The organism is Ruminobacter amylophilus, assembly GCF_900115655.1.
Lineage (GTDB): Bacteria > Pseudomonadota > Gammaproteobacteria > Enterobacterales > Succinivibrionaceae > Ruminobacter > Ruminobacter amylophilus.
The window spans coordinates 11,103-30,098 of record NZ_FOXF01000028.1 but is presented as its reverse complement, the minus strand read 5'-3'; the positions used below and the strand labels follow the sequence as shown (position 1 = coordinate 30,098).

The window sequence follows — 18,996 nt, the reverse complement described above, 5'->3', positions numbered from 1 at the left end:
AAAAAAAGGGAAAATTCTTCAAAAGAATATTGTGAGAAAGTCTAAAGACGGGAGCAGCCGAATGGGTGGAACAGATCAGACAGGAAGCACGCATTCAGTAATACAGTGTTTATTCAGTTTAAAAAATAAACAATCTATATTGTCACTTCTGTAAAACCTTCGTATGCATTACGAAGGTTTTGTTTTCTGGGAAAAAGAATATATTTTCATTTGCTTAAAAAAGCAACAAACAGCTGTTTAATGCTGATTTTGATCAAAAAAATACTGGTTTTTACAGTAAAAATCTTGAAATAATGAAAAATCATGGAGAAATTTCGTGAATAAAACATAAAACAGTTTAAAGATTGTTTTTATTGCTGTATAATAATGTCAATTCATCCTTCTTAGATGTCGCAGCCTCTGTATCTTTACAGAGGCTGCGCTCTTTCCGGCCTGGTTTTTTCTGAAATAATCCCGATATTTTTTCTTTTAACGATATTAAAGAGTATTAAAAATCGTACAGGATAAATTTTAAGCATTTTTTTATCGGAATTTCCGCCGGCCGCGTGGTGAAATTCATGAGTTTCGTTTTTTCTTTCCGGGGGCAGGCAGTTCGTCATACATTGCTCTGACAAGTTCCGCCAGAAAATGTCTGTCGTCAGTGTTTTCCACCAGAAGCATTTCCTTTGCTCCGTCATACGGAAGTTCCTTTGGAGCATCAGGCATCATGGCCACTGCCGACGCCGTCGGTTTTACCAGAAGGCGGTTGTCATATATTCCTCCGAAAATTTTCTCTCTGTAATAGAGGAGGAATTCTCCCATCATGGCTCCTGATGATATTCCGTCAAGGTCTGACAGCTGTTCAAGGACAAAGTCCAGATATTCCTTATCTGATGACATTCCGTTATCTTTTCTCCTGTTCTGTTTATATATCTGTTCCCGGTACTGAAACAATGTAGCTGATTTATAAAGTTTTGTACAGAATGCTGAACCCGGAAGTTATCAGGCGGATGAAGCTTTCGGGGGCGGCCTTAGTATTCTTATCCGCTGAACACTGATGATTGCGTTGGACGGTTCAATAAAGGCAATATTTTGAGCAATTCAAACAAAAACCCCGGAAAATATACTACAATGGTAGGTGGACCGTTCCGGTGCGGATGGAGTCTATAAGCGGCAGCCGGTTCATAATGTTTCCGACTGCGGCATGCTCTGGAGAATATTTTCATGGGCCCGGACCGGGAATATTCCGTGTATGCGGATGTAATTCGGGCGTAAAACGAAAAAAAGGCAGGAATTTTGCAGAGAAAAGCCTTAAACAATGCGTGATGAAGACCTGCTGAAGATGTCCGCAGGGAAAACTTCTTTAATTTTATGCACCATACGGATGAGGTCCGGAATGAATAATCAGAAGGTGATGAATTAAGATATTCATCCCCGACAGGGACTTATGTGGCTAGAGTCTTCAGTGGAAGATAAGGAATATAGAATGCTCAGACGAACCAAAATAGTATGCACAATGGGACCGGCACTGGACAAGGAAGGCGTGCTGGAAGATCTTATCAAGGCCGGTGCAAACGTGGTGAGAATCAACTTCTCTCACGGAACCGCTGAAGAACATATGGCAAGAGCTCAGAAAGTTCGTGAAATCTCCAAGAATCTGGGTGTTTACACTGCCATAGTGGGTGACCTGCAGGGACCGAAGATCAGAATTTCCACTTTCAAGGACGGTCGTATTTTTCTCAATACCGGCGACCTGTTCACCCTTGATGCCGGCATGGCAAAGGGCGAAGGTACCAAGGATGCCGTAGGTATCGACTACAAGGAACTTCCAAAGGATGTGAAGACCGGTGACGTGCTGATGCTTGACGACGGTCGCGTACAGCTTTCAGTAGTTTCCGTAAAGGGTACCAAAATCCTGACATCAGTTATTGTTGCCGGCCCGCTTTCAAACAACAAGGGCATCAACAAGCAGGGCGGCGGTCTTTCCGCTCCGGCTCTTACTGAAAAGGACAAGGCCGATATCATCACCGCCGCCAAAATCGGTGTGGATTTCGTGGCAGTATCCTTCCCGAGAACCAGCCAGGACATCAATCTTGCCCGTTCTCTCCTGAGAGCCGCCGGTTCAAACGCCAAGATTATCGCCAAGGTGGAAAGAGCTGAAGTAGTGGCTTCAGACGAAGCCATGGAAGACGTAATCAAAGCCTCCGATGCGGTAATGGTTGCCCGCGGTGACCTCGGTGTGGAAATAGGTGACAGTGAACTTATGGGCGTTCAGAAGAGACTTATCAAGAAGTCCCGTCAGCTGAACCGTCCGGTTATCACCGCAACCCAGATGATGGAATCAATGATCAAGTCTCCTATGCCGACCCGTGCCGAAGTTATGGACGTGGCCAATGCCGTTCTCGACAGTACCGACGCCGTAATGCTCAGCGCCGAAACCGCAGCCGGCGATTATCCTGTTGAAACCGTGGCAGCCATGTCTCAGGTGTGTCTCGGTGCCGAAAAGAATCCGGTAATGGTGGTATCTTCCTACAGAACCGACAAGACCTTCTCCAACAGTGAGGAAACCATCGCCATGGCTTCCATGTTCGCAGCCAACCATCTTCCGGGAATCAAGGGTATCATTTCCCTTACCCAGTCAGGACAGACTCCGCTTCTCATGAGCCGTCTGCATTCAAATCTGCCGATTTTCGCCCTGGCTCATTCCGAAAAGACTCTTAACTGGTGTAATCTGTACCGCGGTGTTTATCCGGTTAAGTTTGAAACCAGCAACTATGACAACATGATAAGCGCTGCCAGAGCCGCCGTTAAGGTAGTGAAGGAAAAGGGGTATCTTTCTCACGGTGACTGGGTAATCGTAACCCACGGTGATACCGAAGAGGCAGGTATGACCAACGAACTCAAGATTATCGAAGTGGATTAATTCCACTCTGACAGTGCGGAAACACCGGTAGAAATACCGGTGTTTCCGTTTTCATTCATTATGATATAATTATACCGTTGCCGGCAGTGATCCGCCGGATCACTGCATTAATAAAAAATCATCATTTTTTCTGGTGATTTTTTATTTTTTAGCGGAAGGCTTATGAGAGGTCTGTTTTCCGGCATGGCCGGCGGCAGACGGATTTTTTAGGTGGCTGTTAATCTGACTAAAAGTCGGTTTCAGCCGGATATTCAGAGAATTAAACATGAAAGATCAGACTATACAGGTTCACGGCGGTTATACCACCGAACCTACTTCACACGCTGTTGTTCCTCCTATTTATCAGACCGTTGCATATGAATTCGACAATGCCCAGTATGCCGCCGATCTGTTTAATCTGGTTAAACCCGGCAATATCTACACCAGACTGATGAATCCTACTGCCGACGTGCTGGAAAAGCGTATGGCTCTTCTTGAAGGCGGTAAGGCTGCGGTAGCAGTTGCCTCAGGTCAGTCAGCCATTGAATATGCTCTGCTGAACCTTGCCAAAAACGGTAACAACATCGTTTCCGTTCCTCAGCTTTACGGCGGTACTCTGACTCTTCTTACTAGCGTATTCGCTGATTTGGGTATTGAAGGCCGTCTGGCAAAGAGTGACAGTCCGGCAGACATTGAAGCTCTCATCGATGAAAACACCAGAGCCGTTTACTGTGAAACCATCGGTAATCCGGCTGCCAACATTGTTGATATTTCAGCTCTTGCCGAAGTCGCTCACAGACACGGCGTGCCTCTGGTTGTTGACAACACCGTGGCCAGTCCGGCACTCTGCAAGCCAATCAGTTTCGGTGCCGATATAGTTGTTCACAGTCTGACCAAGTTCTGCGGCGGTCACGGTAACACCATGGGCGGTATCATTGTTGACAGCGGCAGATTCGACTGGAAGAAGTACGGCAGCAAGTTCTCACAGTTCACCGCTCCTGAAAAGTCATATCACGGCGTGGTTTACTGCGACTCCTTCGGTGACGTTGCCTATGCAGCCCGTATCCGTACCGTATTCCTCCGCAACACCGGTGCAATTCTTCCTCCTCAGTCATGCTTCATGATTCTGGTAGGTCTTGAAACCCTGTCATTAAGAATGAAACAGCACGTATCAAATACCATTGCCATCGCCGAATTCCTTAAGAAGCATCCTAAGGTGGCATGGGTTAACAGTGCTCACTTCCCTGACAGCAAATACCATGAACTGGCAGTGAAATACACCAAGGGTTCCCAGAGCGGTCTTTTAACCTTCGGTCTCAAGGGCGGTAAGGAAGACGGTGCGAAGTTCTATGATTCACTCAGACTTTTCAAGCGTGTGGTAAACATCGGTGATTCAAGATCCTGCGTAACTCATCCTGCAAGCACCACTCACAGACAGCTTAACTCTGAACAGCTTAAGAATGCCGGTATCGGTGAAGAGCTGATTCGTCTTACCATCGGTATCGAAGATCCGGAAGATCTGATTGCTGATATTGATCAGGCTCTGGCTCAGATCTAAGGCCGGATCCTCCTGATGTTTCCGGATGTCGTGTGTCCGGAGAATACATATGAGTCCCCGCTGCGTCGGGGATTTTTTTGTGCTTTTTAAACATGGAGCATCAGACTTTTTCATGCTTCAGGCAAACCGGACAAAACAGAGTGTTAAATTTATACATGATGTTCGCCGGGGCTTTTATCCAATTATTGAGAAGTTTATTATTTCTTAATAATCATGATTTTTATATATCGTATGCAGAGATGTTTTTATAATATAATATTGAATGTATATATAAGATTTAAAAAAGTTATATTTTGCAATGATAAGAGTACTATTAATAAAATTAAGTTTGTTTTCTTCTGATATTTGCCTGAAAGTGTGATGCGTAAAAGCATAATGTGTATGTAAATAAATGAAAGTATTAAAAATATCTTGGATGTTTTTAGATGTGGTTAACGATTTTTATAAAAAAATTATTTTTTATGAAAAATATTGATTGTCATATCTTGATTAGAAACGACTTCTGCTCTCATAATATTTATTAAAGGCACTGGATGATAAGAAGATTATCATTCTCTGGGAGGTAGGTTGTTTTGGTGTGCAGGTAATAAGATGAGCGGTGGATTCGGCAGAATGGTGCTGGTGGCGGCAGCACTGGTGATGCTCGGCGGGTGTCACAGAGACAATAGTGATCAGCAGATGAATTTAAACGGTATAACTGTTGATGATGATATTATGAGTGATAGAGATAATTTTGTCGGATTACCGAATCCGTTTGTTCAGGTGGATTCCCTGGAAGATGCGGAGAAAGCCTTCGGAAAGAAGATTCCGGTACTGAAATTCATACCATCGATGTACAATCCCAACCCTGATATCTTTATGATGAACGAGACTGAAATGGTTCAGTTCATCTACAGCTCCCTGGACAGCGGTGAACGCATTGTCTACCGCGTTTCGGAAAAATTCTCTCCCGAGCTTCTTAACGGTGACTACAACAAATATGCCATCAACCGCACTCTGATGATAAACGGCAGAAGCATTCTCGTAAAGGGAAACGGTGATGGCTATAAGACGGCCGAATGGGCTCAGGGAACCCTGAATCTGTGTATTCTTTCAGATACTCCTCTTACCGAGGAAGAACTGAAGAACATGATTCGCTGAAGAAAAGAACTGATGAGATGAGGAAAACTTTTCCTTCTTAGTATGGGCAGTTACTTCCGTGGTTACTGCCCTTTTTTTGATTCCGGTTTTCAGGCGTAATGCATGTCTTCTCAAAACCTCAAAAAAAGTATACCGGCATTACGCCGGTATACTCTGACAGTGTCACGCTGCCGGAAACGGCTGTCTACTTTTCCAGTGCCCGGCTGATTTTCTTTATAAAGGCATCAGCAGGCAGATAGCCGTTTACGGAAGAAATCAGACGGTGATCCCTGAATATCAGAATGGTAGGGGCCCCGGTGATCTCCTTCTTGTATCTGCTGACGATTTCTCCCGTTTCAGCATCGGGATCCGTGATGTCCACATATACGTTTTTAAATGGAGACATGTAGGCGACAACGTTTTTGTCGGCAAAGGTTGTCTCTTCATATTTTCTGCATGAGGCGCACCAGTCTGCCCTGATATCCACGATTACGATTCTGTTGTCCTTTATCAGGTCTTCAAGCTGTGTCAGGTTTTCAACAGGTTCAAAGATGTCGCTGTTCTTCGCGTCGGTGGTGATGAACAGCGAGGCAACGGCAATTACCGCGGTGATAATCATGGTGGTCATGGCGAACAGGGTTCTTCTGTTTTTAAGCACCAGCAGGGTGATGTAACAGAGAATGGAACCGCTCATGAGAATGCTGATGGCCGTGATGATGCTCGGAGTAAGATAAGCCCTCAGAAGATACAGAGGAATGGTGAGCATGATGAAGCCGCAGATTACCTTGATGTTCTTCATCCACATGCCCGATTTAGGCAGGAATTTCTGTCCCAGAACGGCGATGATGGCCAGAGGAACCCCCATGCCCAGTCCCATAATGAACAGGTAGGCGCCGCCTCTGAGGATGTTGCCGTCCTTCATGATGAACATCAGGGCTCCGGCCAGCGGGGCGGTGGTGCATGGAGATGCGATGATGGCGCTGATTACGCCCATGAGGAATACACCGGTGACGGTGCCTCCCTGCTGTCTGTCATTAATCTGCTGCAGTTTATTAATCCATGCGGTCGGCAGAGTCATTTCAAAAAGACCGAACATGGATACCGCGAGAATCAGGAAGATTACCGACATGGCAATCAGTACGGCCGGCTGCTGCATGAACATCTGGAACTGTGCTCCGGCATAGGCGATACCGAATCCCGCGAGCATGTAGGCTATGGCCATGCCGAAAATGTATACCACGGTATAGACGGCGGTGGTCTTCATGCTCTTCTGCTTCCTTCCGAGAATGATGGAGCTCCAGATGGGATACATCGGGAACATGCATGGAGTAAGACTCAGGAGAACTCCGAAACAGAAGAAGGCGAACAGCCCGAAAAGAATGTTTCCTCCCACAAGTCTGTAGATGGAACTGCTGTCATTGTTTACATCCACCAGACTGGTGAAGTCGGCTCCCGGAATTCTGTCAACGTCGCCGTCGGTTTCAGCGGAATCCTTAACGTCTTTGCCGGTGCCGGAAGTTCCGGCAGGGGAGTCTGCGTCGGAATCCGCGTTTTCAGTAAGGCGGTCGATGGCGATTTTCTTGACCACCGGAGGATAGCACATGCCTTCGGTACAGCCCTGATACTGGACGTTGATTTTAGGGAACGGAGCAGTGCTCTGAACCTTCAGGTTTACGGTTACTTCCTTGTAGAAGACATGACTGGGTCCCATGTATTCGTCTTCATGGTAGATGCCTTCAGGGAAGGAGATGTCCGTGATTTCACAGTTTACGGGGGTGATTTTGAATTTTTCAAGATAGAGATAGTAGTCTTCGGCGATTCTGAAGGTTATTGATATGTCGCGTTCGTTCTGTTCCAGACTCGGAATGAAGGCATCCTCGACGTCAAGATAATGAGGTTCCTCCACGGTCGCGGAAATCCCGGCTTCAGGTGCCGGAGCTGACATTGACGCCTGAATTTCATCGGCGATGGCTGCAGTGCCGGTGAAAATCATCCAGGACAGACATGAAAAAAGCAGAATTGATAATTTGCGCATAGTTATAATAATTTTCTGATAAGGGACAGCATAATTTGTTCAATAATCGTTTGCATGATTTTAGCACATTCACGTGAATTTAATCATATGTGAGTGTCTTATTGATTGCGGAGGAATGTACGGAGGTAACATTTTGAGAAAAGAGAAATGCTTTTCGGCAGAAAAAACGGCTGTCGTGTCAGGATGTCATGCGGACATGCCAAGGTGCCGTTTTCTGTTTCCTGTTTCGGGTGAAAAATGCGGAAATTAAAAAAACAAAGCCCCGGTTCTAGTATGAACACCTGATTGATAACGGGGTTCATACTAGAACCGGGGCTTTGAGCTGAAGCCGGAATATCTGCCCGGCAGATGATTCATTACTTCTTCTGTTCCTTGAGAAGGTCACGGATTTCAGTAAGAAGCTTGATGTCGGCAGCTGGTTCTGCAGCAGCTTCTTCTGCGGCTTCTTCCTTGGCTTCCTTAACAACTGAACGCTTGAGGTTGTTGATGAGCTTCATTGATACGAAGATTGCGAAGGCAATGATGATGAAGTCAACGATGGTCTGAATGAAAGCACCGTACTTGAGTACAACCGCTTCGGCAGTGTCAGTCTTTTCCTGAAGGGTGATGGCAAGATCCTTGAAATCGACATTGCCGCAGATAACGCCCACGAGAGGCATAATAACGTCGGCAACCAGTGATGATACGATCTTGCCGAATGCGGTACCGATTACCACACCGATAGCCATATCGAGAACGTTACCCTTCATTGCGAAGTCTTTGAATTCTTTTAATAAGGAAATACCTTTTTCAGCAACAGCCATGTTTTTTCTCCTGATGCATGAATTTTCAAAAGAACGTTTTGAATATGGAAAGCACGGTTTCCCGTGTTCTGCACGGCTTTTGAAAATTCAGATTGAATAAAACCTAAATATCCGTAAATTATGCAGAATACACTGTAAATTAACGTTTTTAATTTTAGCTTAAATAATTCACACATGCAAAACGTGTATGCAACTTTCACGGATGTGAAAACAGTGATGATAAGCAATATTTACAGCTGTATTATTTGTTTTTGAGAGTGTTCTGTCTATTTTTTTAGCAGAAGAACCTGAAAATCAGTGAGGTGTGATACATATGGGGAGCATTTTGGCGTTTTTTCGGATGAAAACGGGCAGCGGCGGAGCAGGTGTTTTAATGAAGTGAAGAGAAGAGAAGCCTGTCCCGGTGACGGGTGTGTCAGCAGGATTCATCACGGTGCGGAGTTGTATCTGAACCATTCACTGTCTGTAATTGCCACGGATTGAGCTTTGTGATATATTTAGCGGTGGTAAAAAGTTGCATTCTGACACGGATTATTTTTTTCAGTAGACTTCATTCGGGTTCAGACGGCTCTTTTCGTGTTTTAATCAATTTCACAAATATTTAATGTAAGGTCAAAATCATGAGACAAAAGCTCGTAATGGGTAACTGGAAATTAAACGGTACCAAAGAATCAGTTAATACTCTTGTTAACGCTCTTCTTGCTCCGGTAAATGCTGCTACCAACGTTGAAGTTGCAGTATGCGCTCCTGCAATCTTTATCGGTACTGTAGAAGCTTTAGCCAAGGGTTCTGCTCTTCAGTACGGTTCAGAAGACTGTGACGTTCACACCAGCGGTGCCTTCACCGGTGAAAACTCACCTGTTATGATCAAGGAATTCGGTTGTAAGTACGCTATCGTTGGTCACAGCGAACGTCGTGAATACCACAACGAAACCAACGAAGTTGTTGCTGCCAAGTACGAAGCTGCTCAGGCTGCAGGCCTCATCCCTGTACTCTGCATCGGTGAATCTTTAGCTCAGTTCGAAGCAGGTGAAACCGCTGATGTAGTTAAGACCCAGCTCAAGGCTGTTATCGACAAGTGCGGTATCAAGTCTTTCGAAAAGGCTGTAATCGCTTACGAACCAATCTGGGCTATCGGTACCGGTAAGACCGCTACCCCTGAAATCGCTCAGAACGTACACGCTCAGATCAGAGCATTCCTTGCTTCATTCGATGCTGACGTTGCTGCAAAGGTTCAGGTTCTCTACGGCGGTTCATGCAATGCCAAGACTGCTCCTGAACTCTTCAAGCAGCCTGACATCGACGGCGGTTTAGTTGGCGGTGCTTCATTAAAGCCTGCTGATTTCGCTGCTATCATCGAAGCTGCCAAGTAATACAGTCTGATTCCGGTAAATCCGGTTCATGACGGAAGGACCTCCCGAGTAAAATCAGGAGGTCTTTTTTTATGAAACATATGCTGCCTGAAGTCGCCTTAAACATTGATTTTCCTTAAAATCAGCGGTTTTCCTGAAAAGCCTGCATTATCCGTCAGAACGCTAAATATATGACATGAACGTTAACTTATGGTTAAAAAGGCGGATTTCTATTGTAAAAATAACCGGAGCGTGATAGAAAAGATTCCAGTTTATTGAGTTGTAAAAGGAAACTGCCGGACGGATTAACCGCCGCTTATTTTAAGGAAGGTTCCGTAAACGCCTTCTTTAATGTCGTTTTGTGTGAGTGCGGTCTGGCCGGACACGGTTATGATTTTCGTCATCCGGGCAGTGTATACGTTATACGGATTTATTTGTTTGTGTTAAATATATGATTAAGCGCATAGGTGTTTTAACCAGCGGCGGCGATGCCCCTGGTATGAATGCGGCCGTAAGATCTGTAGTAAGAGCCGCCATAAATGAAGGTATTAGTGTTTCCGGTATCCGCGACGGATTTCTCGGAATGCATCAGGACAGAATTATTGATCTCGACAGAGCAGGCGTGAATGACATTATCACCAGAGGCGGTACTTTTCTGGGAACGGCCAGATTTACCGCGTTCAAGGAAGAGTCGGTACGTCGCGAGGCCATTGAAAATCTGAAGAAGAGAAACATTGACGCCCTGGTTCTGATTGGCGGAGACGGTACCTATACTGGTGCTCTGCGTCTTCACGAAATGGGAGTACGCTGTATCGGCATCCCTGCAACCATTGACAATGATGTTCACGGAACCGGATTCTCCATCGGTTTTGACACCGCGGTGAACAACATCATGCAGAACATGGACCGTTTAAGAGACACTTCAAGTTCTCATCACCGTGTAACCATCATGGAGGTTATGGGGCGTCACTGCGGTGACCTGGCCGTGGTCGGCGGAATTGCCGGCGGGGCGGATTACATAATTGCTCCGGAAGAGCCTTTTGTGAAAGAGGACCTGTTCAGCAAGATTGCCCAGGCCTTTGCCTCCGGCAAGAGACATGCACTTATCTGTCTGTGTGAGAATATCGTGAATGCCGATGCCCTGGCTTCAGAGCTGGAAGCCACTACCGGCATTGAATGCCGCGCCACCGTTCTCGGACACATTCAGAGAGGCGGATCTCCAACGGCATATGACAGAGTTCTGGCCAGCCGTCTGGGAGATTATGCGGTAAGACTTCTTATAGACGGAGTATACGGCAAGTGCGTGGGTATAGACGGTACCACTCTGATAGCAACCGATTTTGAGGAAGCCATCAATAATCCGAAGCATTCTCACGTAAACGAATACATAAGTCTTTCCAACAAGATTTCACTGTAGAGACTGAAAAGACTGAGTTTACGCGTGACATCCCGGAAAGACTGCTGGCAGTATTTTCGGGATGTTTTTTTTCATCCGCTCTGAAAAAACTCAGTGAACCTGAGTTCCGCTCTCCGTTTCCGGCATTGACGGCCGCGTAACGTATGTCTGAGTTACGTAAAATAAACTTCAGAAATGATTCCCGCTATCCGAGGTGATAATGAATTATGTATATATCCTGCGCTGTTCCGATGATACGCTTTACTGCGGATGGACAAATGATCTTGAGGCGAGAGTGACGGCCCATAACAGCGGCCGCGGCGCAAAATACACGCGTTCCCGTCTGCCGGCGGAACTCGTATATTCTGAAGAGTATGAGAGCAGAAGCGAGGCTATGAGCCGTGAGTGGCACATAAAGCGGCTCAGCCGCAGTGAAAAGCTGGAACTTATCGCTTCAGGAAAACGGTAGCGGCTGATCCGGAATGAACTGCGCGGCAGTTGCGGAACAGTGTTTCAAAATGCCTTTTTCTGGCTTCTTCCCGGTTATTACCGTAATGACTGATTTTTTGGTTAAAAAATATACTGTAAATGGCTGTAGTACTTGACTTTTTACCTTGAATTTGGGATCATGAGAAAAATTTTACTGCATGGTGCACATACATAGGATATTTATGTCGATTACAACAGAAACTATCGTGATTACAACAATTACAACAGCATTTTCTGGAAAGGGCTGTTAATTTTAGTTTCTGTTACGTGATTGACATTCAGAAAGCCCAGGATTCTGTGAATCACGGGCTTTTTTTGTTGCAATGGAGATTTTAATGCGAGTTTTAAAGTTTGGTGGTACCTCTTTAGCTAACTCTGAACGTTTTTTAAATGTGTCAGACATTGTTGTGAAAACCCATAGAAAGTCGCAGGTGGCTTTGGTTCTGTCAGCTCCTGCAAAGGTGACAAACTTCCTGGTGGAACTTGTTGCCGAAGCTGTCAAGGGTAATGATGTTCAGAATATTCTGGACAGTATTGAAGCTATTTACGTTGAACTTATTCAGGGTATCAAGATGAAGTACCCTAATGTTGACGATGTGGCTCTCCATCAGATTTTAAATGACGAATTCACTCTCATCAAAAAGAGAGTTCAGGGCATCATGCTTCTCGGTCAGTGCCCTGACAATGTTCAGGCTACCATTTTAAGCCGCGGTGAAAAGCTTTCAGCCGTATTCATGGAAACCCTGCTGAAGGCAAGAGGCGAAAATGTTACCCGTTTATGCCCGGTTGAAGTTCTCAAGACCACCGAAGGTGACTATCTTGAATCAACCGTTAACATCGATTTATCAAGAAGCCTTTTCGCAAAGCGTCCCAGAAACGACGGCACCATCTATGTAATGATGGGCTTTACCGGCGGTAATGAAAAGGGTGAGCTGGTTCTTCTCGGCCGTAACGGTTCCGACTACTCAGCCGCATGTCTCGCCGCCTGCGTGAACGCCGAGTGCTGCGAAATCTGGACTGACGTTGACGGCGTATACAGCTGTGATCCGAGAATCGTTCACGATGCTCTGCTGCTCAAGCGTTTAAGCTACAAGGAAGCCATGGAGCTTTCATATTTCGGTGCCAAGGTTCTGCACCCTCGTACCATTGCTCCTATTGCTCAGTTCCGTATTCCATGCGTAATCAAGAACAGCATGAATCCTGATTACGAAGGCACCACCATTGCGGAAGAAGGCGACCTCAATATTCCTATCAAGGGTATCTCCGATCTTACCAACATGTCTCTGGTAAACATCTGCGGTCCGGGAATGAAGGGTATGGTCGGTATGGCCGGCCGTATCTTCAACTGTGTATCACGCGCCAAGATCTCTATTGCCCTGATTACCCAGTCTTCATCAGAATACAGCATCAGCTTCTGTATCCATACCAGTGATGCCGAAAAGGCAATGCAGGTGCTCAACGATGAATTCAAGCTCGAACTCAAGGAAGGTCTGCTTGACGGTATCGACATTACCCATGACAAGGCCATTATTTCCGTAGTAGGTGACGGCATGCTCACCGCAAGAGGTATCGCTTCCAAGTTCTTTACCTCACTGTCACTTGCAAACATCAATGTTAACGCCATTGCCCAGGGTTCATCAGAAAGATCAATTTCCGCCGTTGTTTCCAAGAACAAGGTAAGTGAAGCCATCAGAATCTGCCACCAGAACTTCTTCAGTTCACTGCAGTTCATCGACGTGCTTCTTATCGGTATCGGCGGTGTAGGCGGTGCTCTTGTCGGCCAGATCAGAAGACAGCAGCAGATTCTTCAGCAGAAGCACGGCGTGAAGATGCGTATTGTAGGTATGTGCAATTCAAAGCACATGCTGCTCAACGAGGAAGGCATCGATCTGAATTCAGATTACAAGACCGCCCTCAACGCTTCTCCTATCGGATTCTCTCTGGCTGAAGCCAAGAAGTTCATCACCGATACTCACCTGATCAATCCGGTGATTGTAGACTGTACTTCAGATCCTAACGTGGCTTCACAGTACAAGGAATTCCTGCTGGCAGGTTTCCATGTTGTAACTCCTAACAAGAAGGCCAACACCGGAACCATGGAATACTATCGTGACCTGCGCAAGGCGGCACAGTTACGCCGTCGCAAGTTCCTTTACGAAACCAACGTCGGTGCAGGTCTTCCTGTAATCGAAAACCTGCAGAATCTGATTGCCGCAGGTGATAACCTTCAGGAATTCAACGGTATCCTTTCAGGTTCTCTGTCATTCATCTTCGGTAAGCTCGAAGAAGGTCTGTCATTCAGCGAAGCAACCCTTACCGCAAGAGCCAAGGGCTTCACCGAACCGGATCCTCGTGATGACTTAAACGGCATGGACGTTGCAAGAAAGATTCTTATCCTTGCCCGTGAAGTAGGCATGGAACTGAATCTTTCCGATATCGATGTTCAGATGGCTTTACCACCGGGATTTGACGCATCAGGTACCACTGAAGAATTCCTGGCACGTCTGCCTCAGGCCGATGAATATTTCCGCAGGGAAATTGAAGCAGCCAAGGAAAGAGGCGAAGTTCTCCGTTACGTAGGCAGCATCGTTGACGGCAAGTGTCACGTTGCCATCAAGGCCGTACCGGAAAGCGATCCGTTATACAAGGTTAAGGACGGCGAAAACGCGCTTGCCTTCCTTACCGCATACTATCAGCCGATTCCACTGGTTCTCCGCGGTTATGGCGCGGGTACTGAAGTTACTGCAGCCGGTGTATTCGCAGATATTTTACGTACTTTAAATTGGAAGAGAGAGGCTTAATTAAAAATGGGTGTTAGTGCATTCGCTCCTGCTTCAATCGGTAATGTAAGCGTCGGTTTTGATATTCTCGGCGCTGCCCTGAAGCCGATTGACGGTCAGATTCTGGGTGATAACGTTGATGTTTATCCAGGGGACAGTGAATTTGATTTAAGTATTGAAGGCTGGTTCGCCTCCAAGCTTCCTGCTGATCCGAAGAAGAACATCTGCTACGACGCCTATGTGGGCTTTAAGGATCTTCTTGCTGAAAAGGGGATCGCCGTTAAGCCGGTAAAGATGGTTCTCAAGAAGAATCTTCCTATCGGTTCAGGCCTCGGTTCATCTGCCGCCTCAATCGTGGCAGCCGTTGAAGCTCTCAATGCCTTCCATGATTATCCTTTATCAAAGGATGAAGCTTTAATGCTGATGGGCAGACTTGAAGGCAAGATTTCAGGTTCAGTTCACTTTGACAACGTGGCTCCATGCTACCTCGGCGGTATCCAGCTGATGGTTGAGGAAGCCGGCATCATCACTGAAACCGTACCAAGCTTTGCTGACTGGTACTGGGTGTCATGCTATCCGGGAATCACCGTAAGCACCGCTGCCGCACGTGCCATTCTGCCAAAGGAATACAGCCGTTCAACCTGTATCACCTTCGGTCGTCAGATTGCTTCTTTCATTCAGGCATCCCATACCGGCAACGAAAAGCTGGCAGCCGCCGTTCTTAAGGACGTTCTTGCCGAACCTTACCGCAGGGAACTTATTCCCGGATATGACGATGCCATGGCCAAGGGCATGGAATTAGGCGCTCTTGCCGGCGGTATTTCGGGTTCAGGTCCGTCAATCTTCGTGGTAATGAAGGATCTTGCCAAAGCTGAAGAACTTCAGGAATATCTCAAGAAGAACTTCATCCAGAATGATGACGGCTTCTGCAATATCTGCAGAATCGATACTGACGGTACCGTGGTAACCAGTATCTAATTGTTGACATGAACACCGGTCTGTCGAGATCGGTGTTTTAAGCTTTTATGAATAATCGGAGTTTCCGGAAAAGTCATGAAAGGGCGAACAGGGAAATTCCGGCATAAACAGAGTTTGAAAATTCACGGGAAAGCCCGTGTCAGATTAAGTGGTGATTTATATGCAGCTTTATAACATTAAACATAATGAAGAAAAAGTTTCTTATGCTCAGGCCGTAAAGCAGGGACTGGGAAAGGATCAGGGTCTGTTTTTCCCTGCATCAATCGAACCTTTGAAGGACGTTGATGCTCTTCTGGCTCTTCCTTTCGTAGAACGTTCTGCCAGAATTCTCCGTCACCTCATCGGTGCCGACGAAATCGAAAATCTTGAAGAACTCGTAAAGAATGCTTTCGCTTTCGGTGCTCCTTTACACAAGGTTGACGAAAACAACTACGCTCTTGAACTGTTCCACGGTCCTACACTCGCATTCAAGGACTTCGGTGCCCGTTTCATGGCTCAGTGCCTCGGTGCGGTTGCCAACGGCAAGAAGATCACCATTCTGACCGCAACCAGCGGTGACACCGGTGCCGCCGTGGCTCACGCCTTCTACAACCTTCCTAACATTGAAGTTGTAGTACTCTATCCGAAGGGAAAGATCAGCAACCTTCAGGAAAAGCTGTTCTGTACTTTAGGCGGTAACATCCGTACCGTAGCCGTTAACGCCGCTTTCGATGACTGTCAGACTCTGGTTAAGGCTGCCTTCGATGATGAAGAATTAAAGCAGGCCATCGGTCTTAACAGTGCAAACTCAATCAACATCAGCCGTCTGCTGGCTCAGGTATGCTACTACTTCGAAGCAGTAGCCCAGCTTCCTGCCGAAAAGCGCAAGAGTGTGGTTGTGTCTGTACCAAGCGGTAACTTCGGTGACATCACCGCAGGTCTCATCGCCAAGGCTCTTGGTCTCAACATCAAGAAGTTCGTGGTATCAACCAACGACAACGATACAGTACCTCGCTACCTTGCAACAGGCAAGTGGGATCCTCACGCAACCGTTGCAACCCTTTCAAACGCAATGGACGTTTCCAAGCCTAACAACTGGCCTCGCGTAGAAGAACTCTTCAGGGTTAAGGGCTGGAATCTCGCTGAATTAGGTTACGGCAAGCTTTCCGACGCTGAAACCAAAGAAGCAATGAAGGAAACCCATGCCAAGGGTTATATCACTGAACCTCACGGAGCCATTGCCTACAAGGTTCTGCAGAACAACATGGAAGCCGGCGATACCGGTATCTTCTTATGTACCGCCGCTCCTGCAAAGTTCAAGGAAAGCGTTGATGAAATCCTCGGTATCGACTTACCTTTACCGGAAGCTCTGGCTTCAAGAGCAGATTTAAAGATTTTATCAGACAACATGGATGCGGACTTCGCTGTTCTCCGCAAGTATCTGTTAAAGAAGTAATCAGCTGATTACTGACTTATAAGGAAAGGCATAACCGCGCAGGCGGTTATGCCTTTTTCGTTGTATGAATCATGACGGAATTCCGCAAGACTGCGGGTTCCGTTCCTTTTAGAAATAGAACACTATGGAGGCTCCGGCCTCGGTCATGTGATTCCCTCCGTGGCGCTGCTGACTGCGGCTGCCGTCATTGTTCCCGAGCCTGTAATCGGTGAATTCGACATTGGCTGAAAAGTTGTGGGAGATGTATCTGCTCCAGGTCGCCTGATACCTGTACATGTAGTTGCGGTAGTACCGGTGGGTGGTCAGGGGAATTTCGTATGAGAGATTTATTTTGCCGATGTCCCGGTTCCAGAAGAAGATGCCTCCTTCAGGTCTTACGAAAACGTGATTGTTGCTGTGCGGAACGGTATATCCGTAGCGCAGATGAACATACGGAATGAAGTCGCCCATGCGGAAGGATACCGCATTGCCGAGGGAGAATTCCGGATAGAGCCCCGCGTGAGTGGAGTCCACGCTGCCGTGCAGGGCGACAAGGTAGTTCATGGAGGTGAATCTGCCCAGTCGCGCATCGGGAAGCGGGTTGAGGTTCAGCAGTTCAATCTCATTCAGATAGAAATGGTCGTCCATGTATTTAGCTGACACTTCAATGAGCTTTGATTCTGAAAGGGAAGGGGATGAAATATTGTCATCCTTGAGGTTGTTCAGGGTCGGAGCGTATCTTAAGAGAGCTCCTGCGTGATATCTCGAATTGTACAGACCGGTGATTTCCAGACGGTTGCTCGGATAGCTGTTTATCGGCGTGGATAATCTGTTCCAGGAAAAGTACAGATTCTCACTTTCTGACGGAATGAGTTCAATGTCCGATATCATTCCCTTTTTATGGTAGACCTCGGATATGTATTCCAGCGGGGTTTCAAAGAACACTATGTCACGGCTGTCCAGACGGTCATCGGCGACTGCCAGGGCCTTGGCCATGCCCGAGGCGCAGTTGATGCTGAAGAAGGAATACAGAGTTCCGTGATTTTTAAGCTCCAGCATGTGCAGGTAGAATATCTTCTTCTGTTCTTCGGTAAGATTCAGTTCGAATTCCCACAGGGATCTGTCGGTGGCCATGTACTCGGACACGTTCATGTAGTAGGGCTGCAGACTGTAGATGCCGTTGATGCTGTTGCTGAAGAATTTAAGCACCAGATTGATTTCATTTTCCTCATAGGCGGCAAAGGAGAAGGAGTATTCACGGAACTTTCCCTTTCTGTTGACGCCTTCCGCTTTCACGAAAATATGTCCGGCTGCGGAAATCGGCACCAGGGCATCCTCGGCCACAAAAATGATTTTCAGGGTGTCAAGTCCCACGTTGTCAAGAAAATCACTGAAGATTTTACATTCCGGATCTTTAATGATTTCCTCGGGAATGTCACCGTCGTGAATAAGATAGAATCTTGCAGGGTAGTAACAGGCGTTGTGGGGATCCTTTCGGAAAAATTTTATGGTCTCTTCGTATTCCGCTTCGGGATCCGTTCTGCCTTTTTCTGACAGAAAGAAGCTGCTGTCTTCGGAAATGATGCTGGTGTCCGTGCTCATGTCATAGTGAAGAAGCTTTTTCCAGAGATGCCGCTTTTGAGGTGAAAGGCTGACGTAGGGAACAGATTCTCCGGGGACTTTCGGGGAGACGGCTTCCGTAACCGTTATTTCGGAATCATTAAGTTCAGATACTTTCTGAAAGGAATCACCGGCAGTCGCCGCCGATGAAAGCATGGAGGCATAAATACAAAGTAAGAGAGTACCGTACTTCAACATTATCTGTAACCGCAAGTTAACCGTTTAATCTAATCCTACGGAAAATTTAGAGCCATAAATATCAGAAATGTTCCGTAAGGAGAGCCTTGAAGGCTTCTTCCGGAACATTTACCGTTCAATAAAACAGATACGTCTTTTTCTGAGAAAAGACTCTGTCATCAGCACCTTACCGGCGGTTGATGACTCTGATGCCGTCGGCAGGATCCGCGGCGGTATTCAGGTCATCCGGATTAATCTTCTTAATCTGACCGGCAGGATTAATCGTGTTAACCTGATTGACCGGATTGATTGTTTTAATCTGTTCAGTCGGATCAAGCTGTCTGATCTGTTCAGTCGGATCAAGCTGCTTAATCTGTTCAGTCGGATCAAGCTG

The 18,996-nt window shown here is 46.6% G+C and carries 14 protein-coding genes; 9 read left to right on the top strand and 5 right to left on the bottom strand.

The features are described from left to right. Window positions 1-555: 555 nt before the first annotated feature. The gene (locus BMY80_RS07735; protein WP_093142516.1) at window positions 556-879 is read right to left on the bottom strand and encodes a TfoX/Sxy family protein; all 324 of its coding nucleotides are present in this window, start codon (window positions 877-879) and stop codon (window positions 556-558) included. A gap of 586 nt (window positions 880-1,465) precedes the next feature. Between BMY80_RS07735 and pyk the strand changes: the two genes are divergently transcribed. The 3 genes from pyk to BMY80_RS07720 all read left to right on the top strand — a co-directional run bounded on the left by pyk (window position 1,466) and on the right by BMY80_RS07720 (window position 5,579). After that, window positions 1,466-2,902 carry a pyruvate kinase gene (gene pyk, locus BMY80_RS07730; RefSeq protein WP_031578656.1) on the top strand — a complete coding sequence of 479 codons (1,437 nt, stop codon included), beginning with the start codon at window positions 1,466-1,468 and terminating at the stop codon, window positions 2,900-2,902. A gap of 265 nt (window positions 2,903-3,167) precedes the next feature. Beyond that, window positions 3,168-4,439: an O-acetylhomoserine aminocarboxypropyltransferase/cysteine synthase family protein gene (locus BMY80_RS07725; RefSeq protein ID WP_093142514.1), complete on the top strand. Its 1,272-nt coding sequence runs from the start codon at window positions 3,168-3,170 to the stop codon at window positions 4,437-4,439. Window positions 4,440-5,030: 591 nt separating this feature from the next. Then, on the top strand, window positions 5,031-5,579 hold the full coding sequence (locus BMY80_RS07720; RefSeq protein ID WP_093142511.1) for a hypothetical protein: 549 nt from the start codon (window positions 5,031-5,033) through the stop codon (window positions 5,577-5,579). Window positions 5,580-5,763: 184 nt separating this feature from the next. On the opposite strand, the gene dsbD is transcribed toward BMY80_RS07720, so the two are convergent. After that, entirely contained in the window at window positions 5,764-7,593 is a 1,830-nt protein-coding gene (gene dsbD / locus BMY80_RS07715) for a protein-disulfide reductase DsbD (RefSeq protein ID WP_093142509.1), read from the bottom strand. 356 nt (window positions 7,594-7,949) lie between these two features. Next, the gene (gene mscL / locus BMY80_RS07710) at window positions 7,950-8,375 is read right to left on the bottom strand and encodes a large-conductance mechanosensitive channel protein MscL (protein ID WP_031578660.1); all 426 of its coding nucleotides are present in this window, start codon (window positions 8,373-8,375) and stop codon (window positions 7,950-7,952) included. A gap of 641 nt (window positions 8,376-9,016) precedes the next feature. Here mscL and tpiA point away from each other — a divergent pair. The 6 genes from tpiA (at window position 9,017) to thrC (ending at window position 16,826) form a co-directional block, all read left to right on the top strand. After that, window positions 9,017-9,769 carry a triose-phosphate isomerase gene (gene tpiA, locus BMY80_RS07705; protein WP_031578661.1) on the top strand — a complete coding sequence of 251 codons (753 nt, stop codon included), beginning with the start codon at window positions 9,017-9,019 and terminating at the stop codon, window positions 9,767-9,769. A gap of 430 nt (window positions 9,770-10,199) precedes the next feature. After that, window positions 10,200-11,165 carry a 6-phosphofructokinase gene (gene pfkA, locus BMY80_RS07695; protein WP_093142504.1) on the top strand — a complete coding sequence of 322 codons (966 nt, stop codon included), beginning with the start codon at window positions 10,200-10,202 and terminating at the stop codon, window positions 11,163-11,165. A 199-nt stretch (window positions 11,166-11,364) separates the two neighbouring features. Continuing rightward, window positions 11,365-11,613: a GIY-YIG nuclease family protein gene (locus tag BMY80_RS07690; protein WP_031578663.1), complete on the top strand. Its 249-nt coding sequence runs from the start codon at window positions 11,365-11,367 to the stop codon at window positions 11,611-11,613. 355 nt (window positions 11,614-11,968) lie between these two features. Beyond that, complete coding sequence (thrA, locus tag BMY80_RS07685; protein ID WP_093142501.1) at window positions 11,969-14,434, top strand: bifunctional aspartate kinase/homoserine dehydrogenase I; 2,466 nt, start codon at window positions 11,969-11,971, stop codon at window positions 14,432-14,434. Between the two features lie 6 nt (window positions 14,435-14,440). Further along, the gene (gene thrB / locus BMY80_RS07680) at window positions 14,441-15,391 is read left to right on the top strand and encodes a homoserine kinase (RefSeq protein WP_093142498.1); all 951 of its coding nucleotides are present in this window, start codon (window positions 14,441-14,443) and stop codon (window positions 15,389-15,391) included. Between the two features lie 160 nt (window positions 15,392-15,551). Continuing rightward, the gene (thrC, locus tag BMY80_RS07675; protein WP_093142496.1) at window positions 15,552-16,826 is read left to right on the top strand and encodes a threonine synthase; all 1,275 of its coding nucleotides are present in this window, start codon (window positions 15,552-15,554) and stop codon (window positions 16,824-16,826) included. A gap of 108 nt (window positions 16,827-16,934) precedes the next feature. Here thrC and BMY80_RS07670 read toward each other — a convergent pair whose 3' ends face one another. Then, window positions 16,935-18,623, bottom strand: coding sequence for a lipoprotein N-acyltransferase Lnb domain-containing protein (locus BMY80_RS07670; protein ID WP_093142493.1), 1,689 nt, complete (start codon window positions 18,621-18,623; stop codon window positions 16,935-16,937). Between the two features lie 166 nt (window positions 18,624-18,789). Continuing rightward, the coding region (locus BMY80_RS12235) for a hypothetical protein (protein WP_177178532.1) at window positions 18,790-18,996 on the bottom strand (207 nt) is incomplete at its 5' end.